22 protein-coding genes and 1 tRNA gene are annotated in these 20,157 nt (G+C 61.5%); 12 read left to right on the forward strand and 11 right to left on the reverse strand.

Going from position 1 to position 20,157, the window contains the following annotated elements; translation table 11 throughout:
- Window positions 1-60 precede the first annotated feature (60 nt).
- Window positions 61-1,077, forward strand: a complete 1,017-nt coding sequence (locus AC1RT2_RS23250) for a class I SAM-dependent methyltransferase (protein ID WP_493105748.1) — start codon at window positions 61-63, stop codon at window positions 1,075-1,077.
- A 160-nt stretch (window positions 1,078-1,237) separates the two neighbouring features.
- Here AC1RT2_RS23250 and AC1RT2_RS23255 read toward each other — a convergent pair whose 3' ends face one another.
- On the reverse strand, window positions 1,238-1,696 hold the full coding sequence (locus AC1RT2_RS23255) for an Lrp/AsnC family transcriptional regulator (protein WP_493105750.1): 459 nt from the start codon (window positions 1,694-1,696) through the stop codon (window positions 1,238-1,240).
- A 130-nt stretch (window positions 1,697-1,826) separates the two neighbouring features.
- Here AC1RT2_RS23255 and AC1RT2_RS23260 point away from each other — a divergent pair, with 130 nt between their 5' ends.
- Window positions 1,827-2,429, forward strand: a complete 603-nt coding sequence (locus AC1RT2_RS23260) for a LysE family translocator (protein ID WP_493105752.1) — start codon at window positions 1,827-1,829, stop codon at window positions 2,427-2,429.
- 67 nt (window positions 2,430-2,496) lie between these two features.
- A complete protein-coding gene (locus tag AC1RT2_RS23265; protein WP_069060018.1) occupies window positions 2,497-2,724 on the forward strand; it encodes a hypothetical protein in 228 nt (75 codons plus the stop codon).
- A 48-nt stretch (window positions 2,725-2,772) separates the two neighbouring features.
- Here the strand turns inward: AC1RT2_RS23265 and fabI are convergent, their stop codons facing one another.
- The 3 genes from fabI to fabA all read right to left on the reverse strand — a co-directional run bounded on the left by fabI (window position 2,773) and on the right by fabA (window position 5,403).
- Window positions 2,773-3,579 (reverse strand): enoyl-ACP reductase FabI, encoded by an 807-nt coding sequence (gene fabI / locus AC1RT2_RS23270; RefSeq protein ID WP_493105755.1) that lies wholly within the window; start codon window positions 3,577-3,579, stop codon window positions 2,773-2,775.
- A 5-nt stretch (window positions 3,580-3,584) separates the two neighbouring features.
- The gene (gene fabB / locus AC1RT2_RS23275) at window positions 3,585-4,808 is read right to left on the reverse strand and encodes a beta-ketoacyl-ACP synthase I (protein WP_493105757.1); all 1,224 of its coding nucleotides are present in this window, start codon (window positions 4,806-4,808) and stop codon (window positions 3,585-3,587) included.
- A gap of 79 nt (window positions 4,809-4,887) precedes the next feature.
- Complete coding sequence (gene fabA, locus AC1RT2_RS23280) at window positions 4,888-5,403, reverse strand: 3-hydroxyacyl-[acyl-carrier-protein] dehydratase FabA (RefSeq protein WP_069060015.1); 516 nt, start codon at window positions 5,401-5,403, stop codon at window positions 4,888-4,890.
- Window positions 5,404-5,715: 312 nt separating this feature from the next.
- On the opposite strand from fabA, the gene irrA reads away from it, so the two are divergent.
- Entirely contained in the window at window positions 5,716-6,135 is a 420-nt protein-coding gene (irrA, locus tag AC1RT2_RS23285) for an iron response transcriptional regulator IrrA (protein WP_493105759.1), read from the forward strand.
- Between the two features lie 4 nt (window positions 6,136-6,139).
- Here irrA and AC1RT2_RS23290 read toward each other — a convergent pair whose 3' ends face one another.
- The gene (locus AC1RT2_RS23290; RefSeq protein ID WP_493105761.1) at window positions 6,140-6,772 is read right to left on the reverse strand and encodes a trimeric intracellular cation channel family protein; all 633 of its coding nucleotides are present in this window, start codon (window positions 6,770-6,772) and stop codon (window positions 6,140-6,142) included.
- A gap of 149 nt (window positions 6,773-6,921) precedes the next feature.
- On the opposite strand from AC1RT2_RS23290, the gene AC1RT2_RS23295 reads away from it, so the two are divergent.
- Complete coding sequence (locus tag AC1RT2_RS23295) at window positions 6,922-7,395, forward strand: hypothetical protein (RefSeq protein WP_493105763.1); 474 nt, start codon at window positions 6,922-6,924, stop codon at window positions 7,393-7,395.
- Between the two features lie 2 nt (window positions 7,396-7,397).
- On the opposite strand, the gene AC1RT2_RS23300 is transcribed toward AC1RT2_RS23295, so the two are convergent.
- Both AC1RT2_RS23300 and AC1RT2_RS23305 read right to left on the reverse strand, forming a co-directional pair.
- Complete coding sequence (locus AC1RT2_RS23300) at window positions 7,398-8,189, reverse strand: YdcF family protein (RefSeq protein ID WP_069060012.1); 792 nt, start codon at window positions 8,187-8,189, stop codon at window positions 7,398-7,400.
- A gap of 37 nt (window positions 8,190-8,226) precedes the next feature.
- Complete coding sequence (locus tag AC1RT2_RS23305) at window positions 8,227-9,396, reverse strand: TMEM43 family protein (RefSeq protein WP_493105765.1); 1,170 nt, start codon at window positions 9,394-9,396, stop codon at window positions 8,227-8,229.
- A 165-nt stretch (window positions 9,397-9,561) separates the two neighbouring features.
- Here AC1RT2_RS23305 and AC1RT2_RS23310 point away from each other — a divergent pair, with 165 nt between their 5' ends.
- On the forward strand, window positions 9,562-9,837 hold the full coding sequence (locus tag AC1RT2_RS23310; RefSeq protein ID WP_493105767.1) for a DUF2934 domain-containing protein: 276 nt from the start codon (window positions 9,562-9,564) through the stop codon (window positions 9,835-9,837).
- Window positions 9,838-10,053: 216 nt separating this feature from the next.
- Here AC1RT2_RS23310 and groL read toward each other — a convergent pair whose 3' ends face one another.
- Window positions 10,054-11,679, reverse strand: a complete 1,626-nt coding sequence (gene groL / locus AC1RT2_RS23315; protein WP_493105769.1) for a chaperonin GroEL — start codon at window positions 11,677-11,679, stop codon at window positions 10,054-10,056.
- A gap of 64 nt (window positions 11,680-11,743) precedes the next feature.
- The gene (gene groES / locus AC1RT2_RS23320; protein ID WP_069060008.1) at window positions 11,744-12,040 is read right to left on the reverse strand and encodes a co-chaperone GroES; all 297 of its coding nucleotides are present in this window, start codon (window positions 12,038-12,040) and stop codon (window positions 11,744-11,746) included.
- 266 nt (window positions 12,041-12,306) lie between these two features.
- Here groES and AC1RT2_RS23325 point away from each other — a divergent pair, with 266 nt between their 5' ends.
- Complete coding sequence (locus AC1RT2_RS23325; protein ID WP_069060007.1) at window positions 12,307-12,915, forward strand: J domain-containing protein; 609 nt, start codon at window positions 12,307-12,309, stop codon at window positions 12,913-12,915.
- 255 nt (window positions 12,916-13,170) lie between these two features.
- On the forward strand, window positions 13,171-14,193 hold the full coding sequence (gene rsgA / locus AC1RT2_RS23330; protein ID WP_493105891.1) for a ribosome small subunit-dependent GTPase A: 1,023 nt from the start codon (window positions 13,171-13,173) through the stop codon (window positions 14,191-14,193).
- Between the two features lie 434 nt (window positions 14,194-14,627).
- On the opposite strand, the gene AC1RT2_RS23335 is transcribed toward rsgA, so the two are convergent.
- Both AC1RT2_RS23335 and AC1RT2_RS23340 read right to left on the reverse strand, forming a co-directional pair.
- Window positions 14,628-14,703 (reverse strand) — tRNA-Ala (locus AC1RT2_RS23335).
- A gap of 146 nt (window positions 14,704-14,849) precedes the next feature.
- Entirely contained in the window at window positions 14,850-15,242 is a 393-nt protein-coding gene (locus AC1RT2_RS23340) for a TIGR02300 family protein (protein ID WP_493105772.1), read from the reverse strand.
- Window positions 15,243-15,500: 258 nt separating this feature from the next.
- Between AC1RT2_RS23340 and aroA the strand changes: the two genes are divergently transcribed.
- The 4 genes from aroA to rpsA all read left to right on the forward strand — a co-directional run bounded on the left by aroA (window position 15,501) and on the right by rpsA (window position 20,120).
- The gene (gene aroA, locus AC1RT2_RS23345) at window positions 15,501-16,847 is read left to right on the forward strand and encodes a 3-phosphoshikimate 1-carboxyvinyltransferase (protein WP_493105774.1); all 1,347 of its coding nucleotides are present in this window, start codon (window positions 15,501-15,503) and stop codon (window positions 16,845-16,847) included.
- Between the two features lie 19 nt (window positions 16,848-16,866).
- Window positions 16,867-17,670 carry a hypothetical protein gene (locus AC1RT2_RS23350; RefSeq protein WP_493105776.1) on the forward strand — a complete coding sequence of 268 codons (804 nt, stop codon included), beginning with the start codon at window positions 16,867-16,869 and terminating at the stop codon, window positions 17,668-17,670.
- Window positions 17,667-18,299 carry a (d)CMP kinase gene (gene cmk, locus AC1RT2_RS23355; protein WP_493105778.1) on the forward strand — a complete coding sequence of 211 codons (633 nt, stop codon included), beginning with the start codon at window positions 17,667-17,669 and terminating at the stop codon, window positions 18,297-18,299. Before AC1RT2_RS23350 ends, cmk begins: the two co-directional genes overlap by 4 nt.
- Before the next feature lie 114 nt (window positions 18,300-18,413).
- On the forward strand, window positions 18,414-20,120 hold the full coding sequence (gene rpsA / locus AC1RT2_RS23360; RefSeq protein WP_069060000.1) for a 30S ribosomal protein S1: 1,707 nt from the start codon (window positions 18,414-18,416) through the stop codon (window positions 20,118-20,120).
- The last annotated feature ends 37 nt before the right edge of the window (window positions 20,121-20,157 follow it).

Consider the following 20,157-nt stretch of genomic DNA (forward strand, 5'->3'; position numbering starts at 1 on the left):
CGGCACGTTCCGCGCCCTTTTCTTTGATCTCTTTGTTCTCTCGCCCGCCGAAAGCCCACCATGACCCGCGACGCCCTGAAAACCCTGTTCCATCCCTTCGCCTCCGGCACGCTCGGCATGCCGGGCGAGGGCGAACGTTATCTTTTCCTCGGCGCCGAGGCTGGCCAGCGCCCGCCGGAGGGTTTTGCCGCGACGCTCGATGCCGTGCAGCCGTTGCGCTCGCTGTATCGCGGGCTGGAAGCCGTGCGCGCGCCGGTCAAGCCGGTCGTCGAGGGCGAGGATTATGACGGCGCGCTCATTCTCATCAACAAGCACAAGGGCGAGAACGAGAACCGCATTGCCGAGGCACTGCGCCGCGTGCGCACGGGCGGCATCATCGTCGTTGCCGGCGGCAAGGAAGACGGCGTCCAGTCCATGCGCAAGCGCCTAGACCAGCTGGGCCTCACTGGCGACTATATGCCGAAATATCACGGCCTCGCTATCTGGTTCGCCCGTCCGGAAGACCCGGCCGAGGCGATTGCCAAGCTGGCCGCAAAGCCGGTGCGCATTGTTGGCCGCTTCACCGCTGCTCCCGGCATGTTCTCGCATGACCGGATCGACGACGGCTCCGAACTGCTCGCGACCCGCATTCCGGAAGATTTCCACGGTCATGCCGCCGATTTCGGCGCCGGCTGGGGCTACCTCTCGGTGATGCTCGGTTCCCGCGCGCCGCAGGTGAAGGGCGTCGATCTGTTCGAAGCGCATTACGATGCACTGGAAGCCGCCAAGGAAAACATGGCGGAGAACTGCCCGAACATTCCGGCACGTTACTACTGGTTCGACCTGACGGCTGAAACGCCGCGCGATCACTACGACCTCATCGTCATGAACCCGCCCTTCCATGAAGGCCAGGCGACCGATCACGGCCTGGGCGGCGCGATGATCCGTGCGGCAGCGAAGGCGCTCAAGGTCGGTGGTCGCCTGCTGATGGTCGCCAATCGCGGCCTGCCCTACGAGCCGGTGCTCAAGGAAGCCTTCAAGGAGAGCGGCGAAGTCTGCCGCAATGCGCGCTTCAAGGTGCTGTGGGGCAAGCGCTAAAACACGTCGCGCAAAAGTGCGTAGCGGTTTTGCAATAACGATATGCGAAAAATCAAGGAGCTAAAGCGCAAGGAGCGAATCTGAAAGATCGCGACGCGCTTTAGGCTTTCCCTCGCCGTATTGCCGCGCAGCCGCGTGGTGCCCACGCGGCTGCAAATGCTCACAGCGGCAGGGCAAAGGTCTGCTTGATCGTCTCGCTCGGCACGTCCGTCTTGACGGTCTGAATGCCGTTCTTGCGGGTAAGATTCGCCGCCTGGAAGCGGCGATAGTCGGCGAGATCCGCGACGACGACGCGCAGCAGCGCGTCGCTCTCACCGAGCATGATGTAACACTCCACCACCTCCGGCAGCCGCCTCATCGCTGTGATGAAATGGTCGATCGTCTCGGCGTCCTGCGCAGTCAGCGAAACGCGGGCGAACATGGAAAGCTGCAAGCCCACCTTCGCCTGGTCGACAACCGCGACATAGCGGCTGATCACGCCGGCATCCTCCAGCAATTTGACCCGGCGCAGGCAGGGCGAGGGCGACAGACCGACGCGTCGCGCCAGTTCGATATTCTGCATCCGGCCGTCCTGCTGGAGTTCGCGAAGAATGCGGCGGTCTATGTCATCGAGCTGCATTGGAATCCTCACGATCGTTCAAGCCAGTCATCGGCATCGAATGCCAAACTCTTTCCCAAGCCTGGCATCTTGGCAACCCTGTTGCGCTGGAGGTTGGCTAGGCTGTCCGGGTTTCGATGAGGAGAGCGGCATGGATTGGGCTTGGGATCTGGCAGCAACGGGCTTTGCCTTCGCCATGGCGGGCACGCCGGGGCCGAACAACACGATGGTGGCGGCATCCGGGGCGAACTATGGTTTCCGCCGTACGCTTCCGGTCGCGACCGGCATGGGCATCGGCGTCGCCGTCATCATCTTCGTCGTAGCAGCAGCGGGTGGATCGCTCGTCTCCGGGCCAAGGGTGCATTTCGTGCTGAAATGGCTGTGCGTCGCCTATCTTCTCTGGCTGGCCTGGCGCATCGCCAATGCGGCACCCACCGGGCTTGCCGCAGAGAGCGGAAAGCAGCGGCCGTTTACGTTCGTCGAAGGCGCGCTGCTGCAACTCGTCAATCCGAAACTCTGGGTGATGGTGGCAGGCGCTGTCGTAACCTATGGTAGCGGCAGCCCAGGAGATCTGGCGATCCCCACGGCATTCGCCGCTATCTTCGGCGGTGCAACCATTGCCAGCACCGTGGCCTGGACATGGGTTGGCGTGGGGGCCTCACGCTTCATCAGAAGCGAGCGCAGCCTGAAACGCTTCAATCAGGCGATGGCGCTGCTGCTGGTGCTTTCTCTCGTGCCGGTCGTGCTCGAGTAGGAGCCGATTGCCATTTCCCTCAAAGAGGTCCACCATCGCCGGACTGTTCCCGTTCAGGAGACCCGTAATGGCTTTTGGACCAGCAAGACCGCCGATCACGGAAGATGTGGCGGAAGTCATCGCCAAGGAAGTGAAGGAAGGGGAGGGGCATACGCCAACCTCCGAGGTGCCGCTCGCCTTTTTGCGGCGCAGCACGGCCGGCATAACGCCGGAAATGAACAGCCGTGTCCGCACGCTGTTCCTGAGCATTCTTGCCGCTGTGATCCTGCTCGTCGTGGTGCTGATGGCGCTTTGAGCGCGGAAGGAAACGGCGCGAAGCGTTTCAGCTTCGCGCGCGCAATTCCTATTCGCTGTCGGCCTTGGCGAGGCGTTCCAGCGTCGGCATGGAGGTGATGTTGTAGCCGGAATCCACATAGTGGATTTCGCCGGTGACGCCGCTCGACAGGTCGGAGAGCAGGTAGAGCGCCGAATTGCCAACGTCTTCGATGGTGACGGTGCGGCGCAGCGGCGCGTTCTTCTGCTGCCAGGAAAGCATGGCGCGTGCATCCGAGATGCCAGCGCCCGCCAGTGTGCGGATCGGACCGGCGGAGATCGCGTTGACGCGGATGTTGCGCGGGCCGTAGTCACCGGCAAGATACCGTACCGAAGCTTCAAGCGCCGCCTTGGCGACACCCATGACGTTGTAGTTCGGCATGATGCGCACCGAGCCGCCATAGGTCAGCGTCAGCATCGCACCGCCGTCGGTCATCAGGTCTGCCGCGCGCTTGGCGATCTCCGTAAACGAGAAGCAGGAAATGACCATCGTGCGGGAGAAATTGTCGCGCGAGGTGTCGGCATAGAGGCCTTTCAGCTCGCTCTTGTCGGAAAAGCCGATGGCGTGCACGACGAAATCGAGCTTGCCCCACTTCTCCTTGATCGCATCGATCGTCGCATCGACCGACGCAATGTCCTCGACGTCGCAGGGAATGACGAAGTTGGAGCCAAGCTCGGCAGCGAGCGGCTTCACGCGCTTGCCGAGTGCTTCACCCTGATAGGTAAAGGCGAGTTCCGCACCCTGATCGGCAAGTTTCTGGGCGATGCCCCAGGCGATAGAGTGGTTGTTCGCGACCCCCATGATGAGGCCGCGCCTACCTTTCATGATCCCCGTCATGCCTGTCATCCGTTATGGCGCTGGAAGACCAGCGTGGCGTTGGTGCCGCCGAAGCCGAACGAGTTGGAGAGAACCGTATCGATCTTGGCGTTGTCGATGCGCTTGCGCACGATCGGCACGCCGTCGAATTCCGGGTCCAGTTCGGTGATGTGGGCGCTCTCGCCGATGAAGCCAGCCTGCATCATCAGGAGGCCATAGATCGATTCCTGCACGCCGGCAGCACCCAGCGAATGGCCGGTCAGCGACTTGGTCGACTGGATGTGCGGGATCTTGTCGCCGAACACTTCGCGGATAGCGCCTATTTCCTTCGAATCGCCAACAGGCGTCGAGGTGCCGTGCGTGTTGATATAGTCGACATCGCCCTTCACGGAGGCAAGCGCCTGGCGCATGCAGCGGATGGCACCCTCGCCGGACGGGGCGACCATGTCGTAGCCGTCGGAGGTCGCGCCGTAGCCACCGATTTCGGCGTAGATCTTGGCGCCGCGGGCCTTGGCATGTTCCAGCTCTTCGAGAACCAGCACGCCCGCACCGCCGGCGATGACGAAACCGTCGCGGCTGACGTCATAGGCGCGGGACGCGGTCGACGGCGTGTCGTTGTACTTGGAGGACATGGCACCCATGGCGTCGAAAAGGTTCGACATGGTCCAGTCGAGGTCCTCGTGGCCGCCGGCAAACATGATGTCCTGCTTGCCCCACTGGATCATTTCCGCGGCATTGCCGATGCAGTGCGCCGAGGTCGAGCAGGCCGACGAGATCGAATAGTTGACGCCGTGGATCTTGAACCAGGTGGCGAGCGTCGCGGATGCCGTGGATGACATCGCCTTCGGCACGGCGAACGGGCCGATGCGCTTGGGCGAATTGTTCTTCAGCGTGATCTCGGCCGCTTCGATCAGCGTGCGGGTAGACGGGCCGCCCGAGCCCATGATGATGCCGGTGCGCTCATTGGCGGCGTAATCCGCCTCCTCGAGGCCGGAATCGGCGATCGCCTGCTTCATCGCGACATGGTTCCACGAGCCGCCCTGCGAGAGGAAGCGAGCCGCGCGACGGTCCACCATTTCGGTCGTGTCGATGTTCGGCGAACCCCAGACCTGGCACTTGAAGCCGTGGTCGGCGAAATCCTGGCTGAAGCTGATGCCGGAGCGCGCATCACGCAGCGACTGCGTCACTTCGTCAGCATTGTTCCCGATGGAGGATACGATCCCCAGACCCGTGACAACAACCCGTCTCATGATTCCTGACCTTTTCTAGAACGTCTCATTGTGAAGGCGGCGTGGCGCCGCCCTCAGGCTTCCGGCGGCCATCGCCGCCTTAGGCTTCCTTGTCCTTCGACAGGCCGACGCGCAGGTCGGTCGCCTGATAGATAGTCTCGCCGTCGGCCTTCAGCCAGCCGTCCGCCGTGCCGAGCACGAGGCGGCCGCGCATGACGCGCTTGAAGTCGATGCCGTATTCGAGGAGCTTCGTTTCCGGGCGGATCATGCCCTTGAACTTCACTTCGCCGGTGGACAGCGCCATGCCGCGGCCCGGTTCACCCAGCCAGCCGAGGAAAAAGCCGGTCAACTGCCACATGCCGTCGAGGCCGAGGCAGCCCGGCATGATCGGGTTGCCCTGGAAATGACAGGGGAAGTACCAGTCGTCGGGCTTCACGTCGTATTCGGCGCGGATATAGCCCTTGTCGAAGGCGCCGCCGGTTTCGGAAATGTCGGTGATACGGTGGACCATCAGCATGGGCGGCAGAGGAAGCTGGGCATTGCCGGGGCCGAAAAGCTCCCCGCGGCCGCAGCGCAGAATTTCCTCATAGTTGTAGCTGGATTGCCTGGTCGTCATCGAATGTCTCATCCCCGGTCTGATACGCTTTGTAAGCGTTAGATTTAGAGAAGGTGCGGCACGAATTGAAGCACCCGGTCCTTCCCTTTTTGTCGCCCTACCCATTCTGAGCGGGACGTTATTTCAGCAGTCCGCATACATGATGCTTGCCGCGACAGCCAGTGCAAAGTGGTGCAGTGAAAGCAAAGGGCCCGGTTTTCCGCATGTTGCACGCCATTCAAGTGCCGTAATCCTATTGAATCCCGGCAGCGCTAAAGTTATATCGAAACGTCGACATTGTTGTTCAAGGCCAGACAAGCGGATCCGTCACCCATGACGCATACACACGAGATGCCCATCGAAGAGCGCTTGCGCCACTGCGGCCTGCGCCCGACGCGCCAGCGCGTGGCACTCGCCGACCTGTTGTTCGCCAAGGGCGACCGTCATCTGACGGTCGAGGAACTGCATGAGGAGGCCGTCGCTGCCGGCGTCCCGGTCTCGCTTGCAACCGTCTACAACACGCTGCACCAGTTCACCGAAGCGGGCATGATCCGCGTTCTGGCGGTGGAAAGCTCGAAGACCTATTTCGACACCAACGTGTCGGATCACCACCATTTCTTCGTCGAGGGCGAAAACCACGTGCTCGACATTCCGGTGAGCAACATCGCGATCGGCAACCTGCCGGAGCCGCCGGAAGGCATGGAAATCGCCCATGTCGACGTGATCATCCGCCTGCGTCCGCGCAAGGCCTGACCCCTCACATCACATCGTCCGGATGCCGCCCCGGCCGTGGCCGATAGACCGGGAAACGCCAGCCGAATCGCAGGGCCCCACCGCGCACGATGAAGGCGGCGGTGATGCCGATTGCCGACGCGATCCAGAGCGGTACGCCCGTCGCGCTCGCCGCCGTGAAGGCCGCCGCACCAATCAGCGCAGCCGTGACGTAGACCTCGGGGCGCAGCAGCACCGATGGTTCTCCGGCCAGCAAGTCCCGAATGATGCCGCCACAGCTGGCCGTCAGCACCCCGGTGGTGATCGCGACGGTCGGCGATCCGGTCGCGGCAAGGCCTTTCGCAGCCCCCATGACACAATAGGCGGAGACGCCCATCGCATCGAGCCAGAGCAGCAGGCGGTAACGTGACTCGATGCGGTGAGCGAGCACGAAGACCAGAAGCGCGACGACCACGCAGACGATGAGGTAGGTCGGTTTCACCACCCAGAAGACGGGGGTCGCAAGGATGACATCGCGGAACGTGCCGCCGCCGATGCCGGTCGCGGCGGCCAGGAACAGGAAGCCGATGATGTCGAGCTGTTTGCGCGAGGCGGAAAGCGCGCCAGTGGCGGCAAAGACCGCGACGCCCGTATAATCGAGCAATTCCAGGATCGGCACGCTTCCCCTCCTTGTGCGCTTTTCGCAGCCCAAGCCTCGCGACAGCTTTGCCGCGCTAGAGTGTGCGCCCACAGGTCCGGGTAGAATCAGGCAGCGCGCCGGCTCGTCCGCATAATGACCGAATCGCCTGCCATGGAAAGGTTTGAGAGATGGCCATCCGCATCAGAATCCTTGCGCTCCTCTCCGCCGCGCTCGTTTCCACCGTCCTGCCGGCCCGCGCGGCAGAAATCGTCCCCGATGCGCAGGCGGTCGTGAAGGCGGAAGTCGCCAAGCGCTGCAAGGCGCCGATCTACGGTGAGGATTTCGCCGAAAACGTCGATTTCAACAATGACAGGCTTGTCGACGCGATCTTCAATCTCGGCGCGGTCAATTGTGATGGCGTGCCGGGCGGCCTCTGCGGTAATGTCGGTTGCCCGCACGAATTCTATATTCAGGTCGCCGAGGGCGGTTATTTTCTCGCGGCCAACGCCGATCTCTACGGCTACGAGCTGAAGCAGCGCTACGGCAACAAGGTGCTGGAACTCAAGGCCAATGCCGCAAGCTGCGGGCGTGAAGATTCCGACTACTGCGTCATGACGATCCGCGTGCGCGGCGCGCAGTTCGACACGATTTCCAAAAAATAGGTCTATTCTGGGAAGAGCGCGTGCGTGCGGCCCGCAAAATAATAGAGCAGCAGTCCCGTCCACTCCCTGAGCGCCGTCGTCGTCAGCTGGCTGTTGGTCGACGGCTGCGTGAAGTCGAATGTGAGACTGGCGCGGCCCGTCGTGCGGAAATCCGTCGGCCAGGGCAGCACGTCGAGCCCAAGCTTGCGGAAGAGGCCGACCGAGCGTGGCATATGGAAGGCCGAGGTCACCAGCAGGCAGCGGTCGAGGCCGTTCTCTGCGAGAAGCGCCTTGGTGTTTTCGACATTCTCGAAGGTGGTGCGTGAATCTGTCTCGCGGATCAGCCGGTCGGCGGGCACGCCGAAGGCCTCGAAAAAGCGCGTTGCGACAACCGCGTCGCCCTCATAGCTGCCACTGAACGAGCCGTCGCCGCCGGAAATCAGGATGCGCGCTGCCGGGAACTCCCGGGCGAGCCGCAGCGTCTCGATGAAGCGGTCGCCGGCCTGGTTCATCTCGAAACCGCCGCGGGCCGCGATCACCTCAGCCTCCACGCCGCCCCCGAGCATGATGACGCAGCCCGGCCCGCCGGCCGGCAGCTCCGCCCGTGGAATGCGATCTTCCAGCGCCTGCAGCAGGACCGAACCGGTCGTGGTGAAGAGCGTCACGAAGAGGACGAACGCGGCAGCGACGCTCGCCCATGTCCGGAGGCGGTTCCACTTCAAAAGCCCGACCAGCAGGCCAAAGACGAGAAGCAGCAGGGCGAGCGACAGTGGTTGGGCCGCGAGCCAGAAAATCTTCGAGGCGTAATAGGTCACGCGTTACCCGCTGTTCGTTATCATGTCGCCGTCAGCGTCAGGCCCGTCCCAGTGCCGGAGCTGCAGCCTTGCCGCGCCGCAGATAGAGGATGCCTGCCGCAAGCGCAATGCCCGCGACGAGAACCGCTATGGCAATGAACGGGCGATAGGCGATCCAGGCAATGGCGATGACGGCCGGGCCGATCAGCAAGGTAAGGATGAGGGCAATCGCCGACGTGCCGAAATTGACGATCGAGCCGAGGAAGGGGATGACGTCGGCAATCACGCCCAGGATCGACAGGATGAAGGCGAAGCCGACGAAGATGCCGATGAGGCCGCCGGCGCGCACGAGCCAGGTGATCAGCGTGTTCTCGCTCTGCGCCGCATCGAACATCGCTGCCGCATCGACGAGACCGGCATCGCTGAGGAACAGGTCGCGCCCGTTCGTCGTCTTGTAGGGCGTAATGCCGCTGCCGCGCTGGGCGCCGACGAAACTTGCCTCGTCAATGTCGGAGCGCTCGAAGCGGATGCGGATGTCGCCGATCTGCGGGTCTTCCGGATTGAAGGAGAAGATGGCCTGGCCGGCGATCGTCGAGACGGGTTTGCCGAGCGTCACGGCCTCGCCCATCCGGTTCGCCTCGATGGCGGTTAGCGGCACGGGCCGTTCCTCGCCGAGGCGGGCGACCGCACGTCCATCGATGCTGAAGGCGCCGATCGTGGCGGAAGCGACCGGGAAGCTCGCATCGTCGATCGGCTTTTGCGGGTTGTCATGGCCCGACTGGCGGAAATTGCCGGAGTTGATTTCGTTCTGCTTCCATTCCTTGTGGTAGGAATAGGTCGTGACGGTTTCCTCACTGCCGCCGAGCTGCTTGCGCGTCTCCGACTTCGAGGTCTCCACCCACTGGTACATCTCGACGATGCGGTCGAGACCGGCCGCGCCTTCAGCCGAAACGCCGAGCACGTCGTCTTCCGGCACGCCGACCGGCTTCACCGGCCCCGAAATATGCACCAACTTGCCTTCGTTGCCCGGATCGACGCTGCCATTCTCGACAGAAACGACAAGCCCCGCGCCCTCGACGAGCGCGCGATAGGTTTTGACCGAGCGGCCCTCGTTCCAGAATAGGAGCCAGATGCAGGCGATGAGAAGGATGAAGCCGATCACGATCTTGATCAGCGCCCCCTTCAGCCTGGAGAACCAGGAGGTGGTCGTCGTTTCCGTAAAGCTCATGATGTCCCCCGACAAAGCGTGCGTCCTAGCCTGAGACGCCCGGCAAGTGATGCTTATTCGCGGTTCCTGAACTGTGCAAGCGGGGATATGATGGTCGACAGGTGAAGGGCGGGGTGGCGGAACATCTCACCCTGACAATCGTTTGTTGCTGGAATGGAAGGGAGCATGTCCATGACCGATGACCGCAACGAAAAAATCCGCAAACGCGCCCACGCACTCTGGCTGCAGGAAGGCCAGCCGGACGGCAAGCCCGACGACCACTGGTATCAGGCCGAACGGGAAATCGACCAGGGTGAAGGCGAGATCGAGGGCGACGATGTCCCGAACCTCGCAGCACTCCGCGAAGCCGCCCGCCAGCATAACGATGTATTCTTGGTAAAGACCGACTTGGAAGATGCCGACCAGCGTGAAGCGACACCGGGCATGCGCGAACAGCCGTAGCGCTTCCGCATTCTGCCGATCTCCAGCTCGATCAAGTATGTGCTCACTGTCCTGGTTGGCATCGAGGAATTCGATAATCTGCTTCTGGGGTTTTTGCGGAAAATCCCGCATGGCGCTCCCAGTGCCCGAAAGTGACAACGTCGTCTCATATGGAGGGCTCCGCTGAAGCGGAGCCCTTTGTAATTGCGGATCAATGGGGTCCGCGAAGGGAGATCGTTAGATCATGCCGCCCATGTCCGGCATGCCGCCACCGGCGGCGTCCTTCTTTGGCAGATCGGCAATCATGGCTTCCGTCGTCACGAGCAGACCAGCAACCGAAGCCGCATTCTGAAGCGCGGTACGAACCACCTTGACCGGATCGACAATGCCCATGGCGATCATGTCGCCATATTCAGAGGTCTGGGCGTTGTAGCCGTAGTTGTCCGTATTGCTTTCGAGAATCCGTCCGACCACGATGGAGCCTTCGTCGCCGGCGTTTTCGGCGATCTGGCGAACCAGCGACGGCAAGGCCTTGCGGATGATGGCGACGCCGGCATTCTGGTCGTCGTTCTCGCCCTTGACGTCGAGGACGATGGAGGCGCGCAGCAGGGCGGTTCCGCCGCCGGGCACGATACCTTCCTCGACAGCAGCACGCGTCGCGTTGAGCGCGTCGTCGATGCGGTCTTTCTTTTCCTTCACTTCGATTTCCGTCGAACCGCCGACCCGGATCACGGCAACGCCGCCGGAAAGCTTGGCAAGACGTTCCTGCAGCTTTTCCTTGTCGTAGTCCGACGTGGTTTCTTCGATCTGTGCCTTGATCTGGGCCACGCGGCCTTCAATCTCGGCCTTGGTGCCGGCGCCATCGACGACGGTGGTGGTTTCCTTGGTGATCGAGACTTTCTTGGCATGGCCGAGCATCTCGAGCGTGACGGTCTCGAGTTTGATGCCGAGGTCTTCGGAGATCACCGTGCCGCCGGTCAGGATCGCGAGATCCTCCAGCAGGGCCTTGCGGCGGTCGCCGAAGCCCGGAGCCTTGACGGCAGCGATCTTGAGGCCGCCGCGCAGCTTGTTGACGACGAGGGTCGCAAGCGCTTCGCCTTCGACATCCTCCGAGATGATCACCAGCGGCTTGCCGGTCTGAACGACTGCTTCCAGGATCGGCAGCATGGCCTGTAGATTGGAAAGCTTCTTTTCGTGCAGCAGCACGTAAGCGTCTTCCAGATCAGCCACCATCTTCTCGGCATTGGTGACGAAATAGGGGCTGAGGTAACCGCGGTCGAACTGCATGCCTTCGACGACTTCGAGCTCTGTCTCGGCGGTCTTGGCTTCCTCGACGGTGATGACGCCTTCGTTACCGACCTTCTGCATCGCGTCGGCGATGTACTGGCCGATTTCCTTCTCGCCATTGGCCGAGATCGTGCCGACCTGGGCGATCTCTTCCGAGGTATTGATCTTCTTGGCCTTGGCGAGCAGGTCCTTGACGACGGCGGTGACCGCAAGGTCGATGCCGCGCTTCAGGTCCATCGGGTTCATGCCGGCAGCGACCGCCTTGCCGCCTTCGCGAACGATGGCCTGGGCAAGAACGGTTGCCGTCGTCGTGCCGTCGCCGGCGATGTCGTTGGTCTTCGAGGCGACTTCGCGAACGAGCTGGGCGCCCATGTTCTCGAACTTGCCTTCCAGTTCGATTTCCTTGGCGACGGTGACGCCGTCCTTGGTGATGCGCGGCGCGCCGTACGACTTGTCGATCACGACGTTACGGCCCTTGGGACCGAGCGTGACTTTCACGGCGTCAGCGAGGATATCGACGCCGCGTAGCAGCTTTTCGCGTGCATCACGGCCGAATTTGATCTGTTTGGCAGACATGGAAAAACTCCCGGGCCGTTGGCCCTCTGGTCTCTATGATAGGAAACGGCAGAAACGCTCGAGATCAGGCGATGACGCCCATGATGTCGGCTTCCTTCATGATCAAAAGGTCCTCGCCGTCGAGCTTGACCTCAGTGCCCGACCACTTGCCGAACAGGATGCGGTCGCCAGCCTTGACGTCCAGCGGGACGACCTTGCCGGACTCGTCACGAGCACCGGAACCGACGGCGACGATTTCGCCCTCCTGCGGTTTTTCCTTGGCGGTGTCAGGAATGATGATACCGCCCTTGGTCTTGGCTTCAGCCTCGATACGGCGCACGACGACGCGGTCGTGCAACGGCCGGAAAACGGTACTTGTCATTTTTTGGGTTCCTCGGCGGGAACGCGGCCCAATGGCCGATCCCGCCAAACACTCTTAGCACTCCCGCGCCGAGAGTGCTAGCGGAGTTTCTTGTTTGGTTGTGCTGGAAAATGGTCGGGGATAGGAAGCCCGTAGGCAATATGCCGGTAGCCAATGGGAGAAGGCGAGAAATATCACGCCTATTCTGACGTATCGCAGCTCGAAGCATTTAACGGGAAAGTTCGCTAATTCTTGCCAACGTCGCGCGCTGCCTTCATATCGGGCCTATGACCCGTGATTCCAAAATTTTCGTCGGCCTTAAATCCACGCGCAAGAAAGCATCTCCGTCTAGCGAGCCTGTCGGCCCAAAATGCCAATGGGATGGTTGCGAAAAGAGAGGCACGCACCGCGCGCCCGTCGGACGAGACGCCGAAGGCCTGTATCTGCTGTTCTGTCTGGAGCATGTGAAGGAATACAACAAGGGCTACAATTTTGCGACAGGCCTTTCTGATGCAGACGTCGCCCGCTACCAGAAAGAGGCGACGACCGGCGCGCGCCCGACCTGGGGGGCGGCGGTCAGCCAGGGATCCGAAGTTCCGATGCCCTTTACCGTCCGCTCTGGTTCTGCAAAGGCATTGAATGCCCGCAAGACCGCGGCCCAGCGCCAGGCACAAAGAGCCGAGCTCCAGAAGCGAAAACTCAAGGTGCTTGAAGCCAAGGCATTTGAGACACTCGGTCTTTCGCCGGATGCGACGCCGGAGGAAATCAAGAGCCGCTACAAGGAAAGACTCAAGATGCACCATCCCGACACCAACCAGGGAAACCGCATTTCCGAGGATGAGCTTCGCGCTTCAATCGAGGCGCATAAGATTCTCAAGTTGAATGGATTTTGCTGAGAGATTCATCTCTACAGCGGTAGCCCTGCGGGCGTTGAAATGACAAGCTGAGCATTGACCGCCTCGGAGGACAAGACGCGTTTGTTCATCTGTCTGCCTTGCAATGCGATGGTTCGCTCCGCGAAGGCGATACTATCGGCTTCGCGGTTGAACAACGCCGATAGCCAGCCGCGGTATGTCGAGTGGTCACAACAACGTATCTCAATCTGTGGAAGGCCTATCCATGACAGCGTCGTCGAACAGTCGGATCAAACCTTGACCGGTTCCAACCTGCCCCCATCGCTTGAACGGCTCGGCTGGTCGGATTTCTTCGCCGCTCAGGTCGAGCCAGCCGAAGCGGATCTCGCGCCCAGGCGCGTCGCCTCGGTTCACCGGGCCCGTATCGACACGATCGATGCCACCGGACCGGTGGGATTTGAGCTGCCAGCTAGCGCCAACACTGCTGATTTTGCGGTGGGCGATTGGGTTCTTGCCGATCCCCTGACAGGCATGTTTGTCCGCCGTCTCGATCGAAAGACCGTGTTCCAGCGGCGCGCGGAAGGCGGACACGGCCAGCAGCTTGCCGCCGCCAACGTGGATACGCTGTTTATCGTGACCTCGTGCAATGCCGATTTCAACCTTGGAAAGCTGGAACGCTACCTGATCATGGCCAACCAGGCGGGAACCAATCCGGTGATCGTGCTGACCAAGGCTGACACCGCCGATGACGCGGGCCTATTCGAACAGCAAGCCAAGGCGCTGCAGCGTGATTTGCCCGTCATTGTCTTGAATGCGCGCTCGGGCGATGCCGTTTCCCTGCTGAAGCCCTGGTGCGGTGCTGGCCAGACAGTGGCGCTGGTGGGGTCCTCCGGCGTCGGAAAGTCGACGCTGGTGAACACTCTGGCCGGGCCGGCATCCGGCACAATGCAGAAGACCGGAGGGATCCGTGAGCATGACGCACAGGGCCGGCACACCACGACCGCACGATCGCTGCATGCCATTTCAGGCGGCGGTTGGGTTATCGATACGCCGGGAATACGAACGCTTTACGTCAGTGACGTTACCGATGCGATCGATACGCTGTTTGCCGAAATCACCGACCTGACCCCGCTCTGCCGATTTCGCGACTGCACCCATGTCCACGAGCCGGGCTGCGCCGTGCAGGCGGCGGTCGCCACCGGGACCCTCAGCGCCGACCGCCTGGAACGCTGGCGCAGCCTGCTTGCGGAAAACCGCGACCGAACGCCGGTCGTCAGCGGACCACGCGGCAACAAGATTGTCCGCAAGAAGAAATACTGAGGTTAGGCCGGATCGGCAGTCGGGTTTCCCAAATCGCCCGGTCGCTGTTTCATGGGCGCCGCGTTGAGCCCGGCAAGCGTGGCGATCCGCGGCACTCAGGCTCGGGCAACCAGTTGCCTATCACTGATTGTCTCTGGAACACATTGGCTGATCTGTCGGGAGTGTTGAGGTAGTTGGAAAACAGTGCACAAGCGCTTCAGCCGCGGGTGCACCGGCCATCGCCGCATCGATGTTCACCAATTCAAGTGGAAGAAGCCGCCGGACTTCTGCGAAATAGGGCCTGTTGAGCACCACAACGCGGACGCATCATGTGTTGCCGCGAAATGTGAGACGTTGATTGTTCTTGGCCACGTTTTTTTGCTCGTGGTGTACCAAAATGGGGAGATACCCTAGTCGACTAAGGATATATAGGAAAATCCAATGCTTGGAAGAATTGGTGGAGCTAAGCGGGATCGAACCGCTGACCTCTTGCATGCCATGCAAGCGCTCTCCCAGCTGAGCTATAGCCCCATAACGGGTCCGGCTAGGCCGGTTTTCCGGGAACCGAAGCGGCGTTTCCGTTCGGTGTGCGGCTTATTACTTCCGGTGATCGGAGATGGCAAGCCGAAAAATGAAATCCGGCCGGTTTTTTTGAAACCGGCCGGAAAAACAACGTCTTATGCTTCGTCTTCGTCGCCGGTGACGCCGATCAGGCCGGTCATGTCGTCATCGTCGTCGTCTTCGTCCTGTTCCAGGAACGTATCGTCTTCGTCGCCGTCGATTTCGACTTCGTCGTCGCCGAGATCGGGCAGGTCGTCACCACCCGCTGCTTCGTCATCGGCATCCTCGAGCGAGACGAGTTCGACTTCCGTGTTCTCGGTATCGACTTCGTTGACTTCCTCTTCCTCGGCCGCCTTTTCGAGAACCGCAACCGCAGCCGTCTCTTCAAAGAAGGACAGCGGATAGGACTTGCCCGTATAGGGCGAGACAATCGGATTGCGGTTCAGGTCATAGAATTTCTTGCCCGTTTCCGGGTCGATGCGTTTGGTTCCGAGTTCCTGTTTCGCCACAGTCAAAGCCTCTCAGGTGCCGAATGTTTCCGGCGGGGCCGGGGGTCCCGGCGCGTTGGACGTAGAATGATTAGCCGGTCCCCATAATCGTCTTGGGCAATCCTGTCAAAGCCAAACTTGGAGACGGTCCGATCCGCGGCCTGCGACGAATGTTTTTCGGCAGGATGATGACGCTTTAAATCGTTTGTGATAGCAAGCCCGCGTTCTCCCCGGCGCGCTCCGTTCGGGGAGCGGTGGATGTATATAAGGAAGACGCCCATGTCGCACGGCGCCAGTGCACGGCCCGCAACCGCCCGCAAGTCCTCCGGCCTTTCCGGGACCGTTCGCATCCCCGGTGACAAGTCGATTTCTCACCGTTCCTTCATGTTCGGCGGGCTTGCCAGCGGTGAAACCCGCATCACGGGCCTGCTCGAAGGCGAGGACGTGATCAATACGGGCAAGGCGATGCAGGCCATGGGCGCCAAGATCCGCAAGGATGGCGACACCTGGATCATCAATGGTCTTGGCAATGGTGCGTTGCTGGCACCGCAGGCGCCGCTCGATTTCGGCAATGCCGGCACCGGCTGCCGGCTGACCATGGGCCTCGTCGGCGTCTATGATTTCGATTCCACCTTCATCGGTGATGCGTCACTCACCAAGCGCCCGATGGGCCGCGTGCTCAACCCGTTGCGCGAAATGGGCGTGCAGGTGACCTCTGACGCCGGCGACCGCCTCCCGGTGACGCTGCGTGGTCCGAAGACGCCAACGCCGATCACCTATCGCGTGCCGATGGCCTCCGCCCAGGTGAAATCCGCCGTGCTGCTTGCCGGCCTCAACACGCCGGGCATCACGACGGTCATCGAGCCGATCATGACGCGTGACCACACCGAAAAGATGCTGCAGGGCTTTGGCGCCAACCTCTCCGTCGAGACGGATGCGGACGGTGTGCGCACGATCCGGCTTGAAGGTCGCGGCAAGCTCACGGGCCAGGTCATCGACGTGCCGGGCGATCCGTCTTCGACGGCATTCCCGCTCGTTGCCGCGCTTCTGGTTCCGGGGTCCGACGTTACGATCCTCAATGTGCTGATGAACCCGACCCGCACCGGCCTTATCCTGACGCTTCAGGAAATGGGTGCGAATATCGACGTCCTGAACCCCCGTCTTGCCGGCGGCGAAGACGTGGCGGACCTGCGCGTGCGTTCCTCCGAGCTCAAGGGCGTGACGGTACCGGAAGACCGCGCCCCGTCGATGATTGATGAATATCCGGTACTCGCCGTCGCCGCCGCTTTTGCGGAGGGCACGACGGTGATGAACGGCCTCGAGGAACTGCGCGTCAAGGAAAGCGACCGTCTTTCCGCCGTGGCGATCGGCCTCAAGCTCAACGGTGTCGATTGCGACGAGGGCAAAGCATCGCTCGTCGTGCGCGGCCGCCCGGACGGCAAGGGCCTCGGCAATGCCTCGGGTGCAGCCGTCGCAACGCATCTCGACCACCGCATTGCCATGAGCTTCCTCGTCATGGGCCTCGTCTCGGAAAACCCGGTGACCGTCGATGACGCGACGATGATTGCGACGAGTTTTCCGGAGTTCATGGACCTGATGGCGGGCCTGGGCGCGAAGATCGACTAGACGCGCCGGTCAAACCCGCATGAGGCTTCTGCGCATCGCGCTCGTCTTCTCGCTTCTGACGGTGCTCACCCAAATCGGGGGTGCAGTTTACCTTTTGGGGCGCTGGTTCGCCCGTAAGGCGAGACTCACTGGTTGTTTGGCACGCGTTGCAGTTTTCGCGGCGCTCTATGCCTCGGCGACTGTTGCAGCTTCCTTTCTGGCGCCGGCCTTCGGGCGTGTGGCGTTATCTTGTTTTGATAGCGGGAATTTGCGGGTCCAGTCGCCGCTCTATTGCGCGCTGAACCGCAACTATCTGGCGATAGATACCAAACGCGCCGCGGAAGGGCTTTCGGCGGCGATGGCCGCGAAGTTCCCCGGAACCGTTACGCTCGTTCTTGATGCCAATTTTCCATTCCTGGATGGCTTTCCTCTTTTGCCGCACCTGTCGCATGATGATGGGCGCAAGCTCGATATCGCCTTCTACTATCGGGATGAGGCAGGTGTCGCTTTGAACCGGGCAACGCGCTCTCCGATCGGATATTTCGCATTTCAAGAGCCGGCACCAGGTGCCGTTTTGCCTTGCAGCGGGCGTCGCGATCTCTTGACACTCCGGTGGGATATGGGGTTTCTGCAAGGGCTTTTCCCGGCATGGGCGCTGGACGAAGCCAGAACGGGTGCAGCCTTACGCTGGCTCGCATCGGAAGGTTCGAAATACGGGGTGGAACGCATTTTTATCGAGCCGCATCTATCGCAACATCTCGGTGTCTTCAGCCCGAATGTGCGGTTCCAAGGATGCAGGGCCGCGCGCCATGACGATCACATCCATTTTCAGGTGAAAGAATGACCTTCACAATTGCCATCGACGGTCCTGCTGCTGCCGGCAAGGGGACGCTGTCGCGCCGCATTGCGGAAGACTACGGCTTTCATCATCTCGATACGGGTCTGACCTACCGGGCAACGGCGAAGGCATTGCTGGACGGCGGCCTGCCGCTTGACGACGAGACTGTCGCCGCCGATGTGGCGCGCAATCTCGATCTCGGCGGGCTCGACCGCTCGGTGCTGTCCGCGCATGCCATCGGCGAGGCGGCGTCCAAGATTGCCGTCATGCCCTCCGTGCGCCGGGCTTTGGTCGAGGCGCAGCGGAATTTTGCGGCGCGCGAGCCCGGAACGGTGCTCGATGGGCGCGATATCGGCACGGTGGTTTGCCCGGATGCGCCGGTAAAACTCTATGTTACGGCCTCGCCTGAGGTGCGCGCGAAGCGTCGTTACGACGAGATCCTCGCCGGCGGTGGGGTGGCCGATTTCGAGACGATCCTCGACGATATCCGCCGCCGTGACGAGCGGGACATGGGCCGGGCGGACAGCCCGCTGAAGCCCGCCGACGATGCGCACTTGCTTGATACCTCGGAAATGAGTATAGAGGCGGCGTTTTCGGCGGCAAAGTCGTTCATCGACGCCGCGCTTAAGCAATAGAACGAAGCCTGTCCCCGCGCCGGATTAGCTGCCCTTGAGGCAGCGGACAAAGTTTTGTTTATCATCAACGCTAACCCCCGGCGCCTGTGCCCGAGAGGCACACCAGGAGTTTTCATGTCTCAAGCAAACCCCACGCGCGAAGATTTCGCAGCCCTGCTGCAGGAATCTTTTGCCACGAACGATCTCGCCGAAGGCTATGTTGCCAAGGGTATCGTTACAGCCATCGAGAAGGACGTCGCCATCATCGACGTCGGTCTCAAGGTTGAAGGCCGCGTACCGTTGAAGGAATTCGGTGCCAAGTCCAAGGACGGCACGCTGAAGGTCGGCGACGAAGTCGAAGTCTATGTCGAGCGCATCGAAAACGCGCTGGGCGAAGCTGTTCTGTCGCGCGAAAAGGCTCGCCGCGAAGAGAGCTGGGCCAAGCTCGAAGTCAAGTTCGAAGCCGGCGAGCGCGTCGAAGGCGTCATCTTCAACCAGGTCAAGGGTGGCTTCACCGTCGATCTCGACGGCGCCGTTGCCTTCCTGCCGCGTTCGCAGGTCGACATCCGTCCGATCCGCGACGTCACGCCGCTCATGCACAACCCGCAGCCCTTCGAAATCCTCAAGATGGACAAGCGTCGCGGCAACATCGTTGTTTCGCGCCGTACGGTTCTTGAAGAGTCGCGCGCCGAGCAGCGTTCTGAAATCGTTCAGAACCTCGAAGAAGGCCAGGTTGTTGACGGCGTCGTCAAGAACATCACCGATTACGGTGCGTTCGTTGACCTCGGCGGCATCGACGGCCTGCTGCACGTCACCGACATGGCCTGGCGCCGCGTCAACCACCCGTCGGAAATCCTGTCCATCGGCCAGCAGGTCAAGGTTCAGATCATCCGCATCAACCAGGAAACCCACCGCATCTCGCTCGGCATGAAGCAGCTCGAGTCGGATCCGTGGGATGGCATCGGTACCAAGTACCCGACCGGCAAGAAGATTTCCGGTACGGTCACGAACATCACCGACTATGGTGCGTTCGTCGAGCTGGAGCCGGGCATCGAAGGCCTGATCCACATCTCGGAAATGTCCTGGACGAAGAAGAACGTTCACCCCGGCAAGATCCTGTCCACCAGCCAGGAAGTTGACGTGGTCGTTCTCGAAGTCGACCCGACGAAGCGCCGCATCTCGCTCGGTCTCAAGCAGACCCTCGAGAACCCGTGGCAGGCATTCGCGCACAGCCACCCGGCTGGCACGGAAGTTGAAGGCGAAGTCAAGAACAAGACCGAATTCGGCCTGTTCATCGGCCTCGACGGCGACGTCGACGGCATGGTGCACCTGTCGGACCTCGACTGGAACCGTCCGGGCGAGCAGGTCATCGAAGAGTTCAACAAGGGCGACGTCGTCAAGGCTGTCGTTCTGGATGTGGACGTCGACAAGGAGCGTATCTCGCTCGGCATCAAGCAGCTCGGCAAGGACTCGGTCGGCGATGCCGCCACGTCCGGCGACCTGCGCAAGAATGCCGTCGTTTCGGCTGAAGTCATCGCGATCAACGATGGCGGCATCGAAGTGAAGCTCGTCAACCACGAAGACCTCACGTCGTTCATCCGCCGCAACGACCTGTCGCGTGACCGTGACGAACAGCGTCCGGAGCGTTTCTCGGTTGGCCAGACCGTTGACGCCCGCGTCCTGAACTTCTCGAAGAAGGATCGCAAGATCCAGCTTTCGATCAAGGCTCTGGAAATCGCTGAAGAGAAGGAAGCCGTTGCACAGTTCGGTTCGTCCGATAGCGGCGCTTCGCTCGGCGACATCCTCGGCGCGGCTCTGAAGAACCGCAACAACGCCGAGTAAGCCTTGCTTGCCTGACCAATAAGAAGCCCGCGGAGAG

Source organism: Shinella sp. GW821-FHT11G07 (assembly GCF_058808115.1).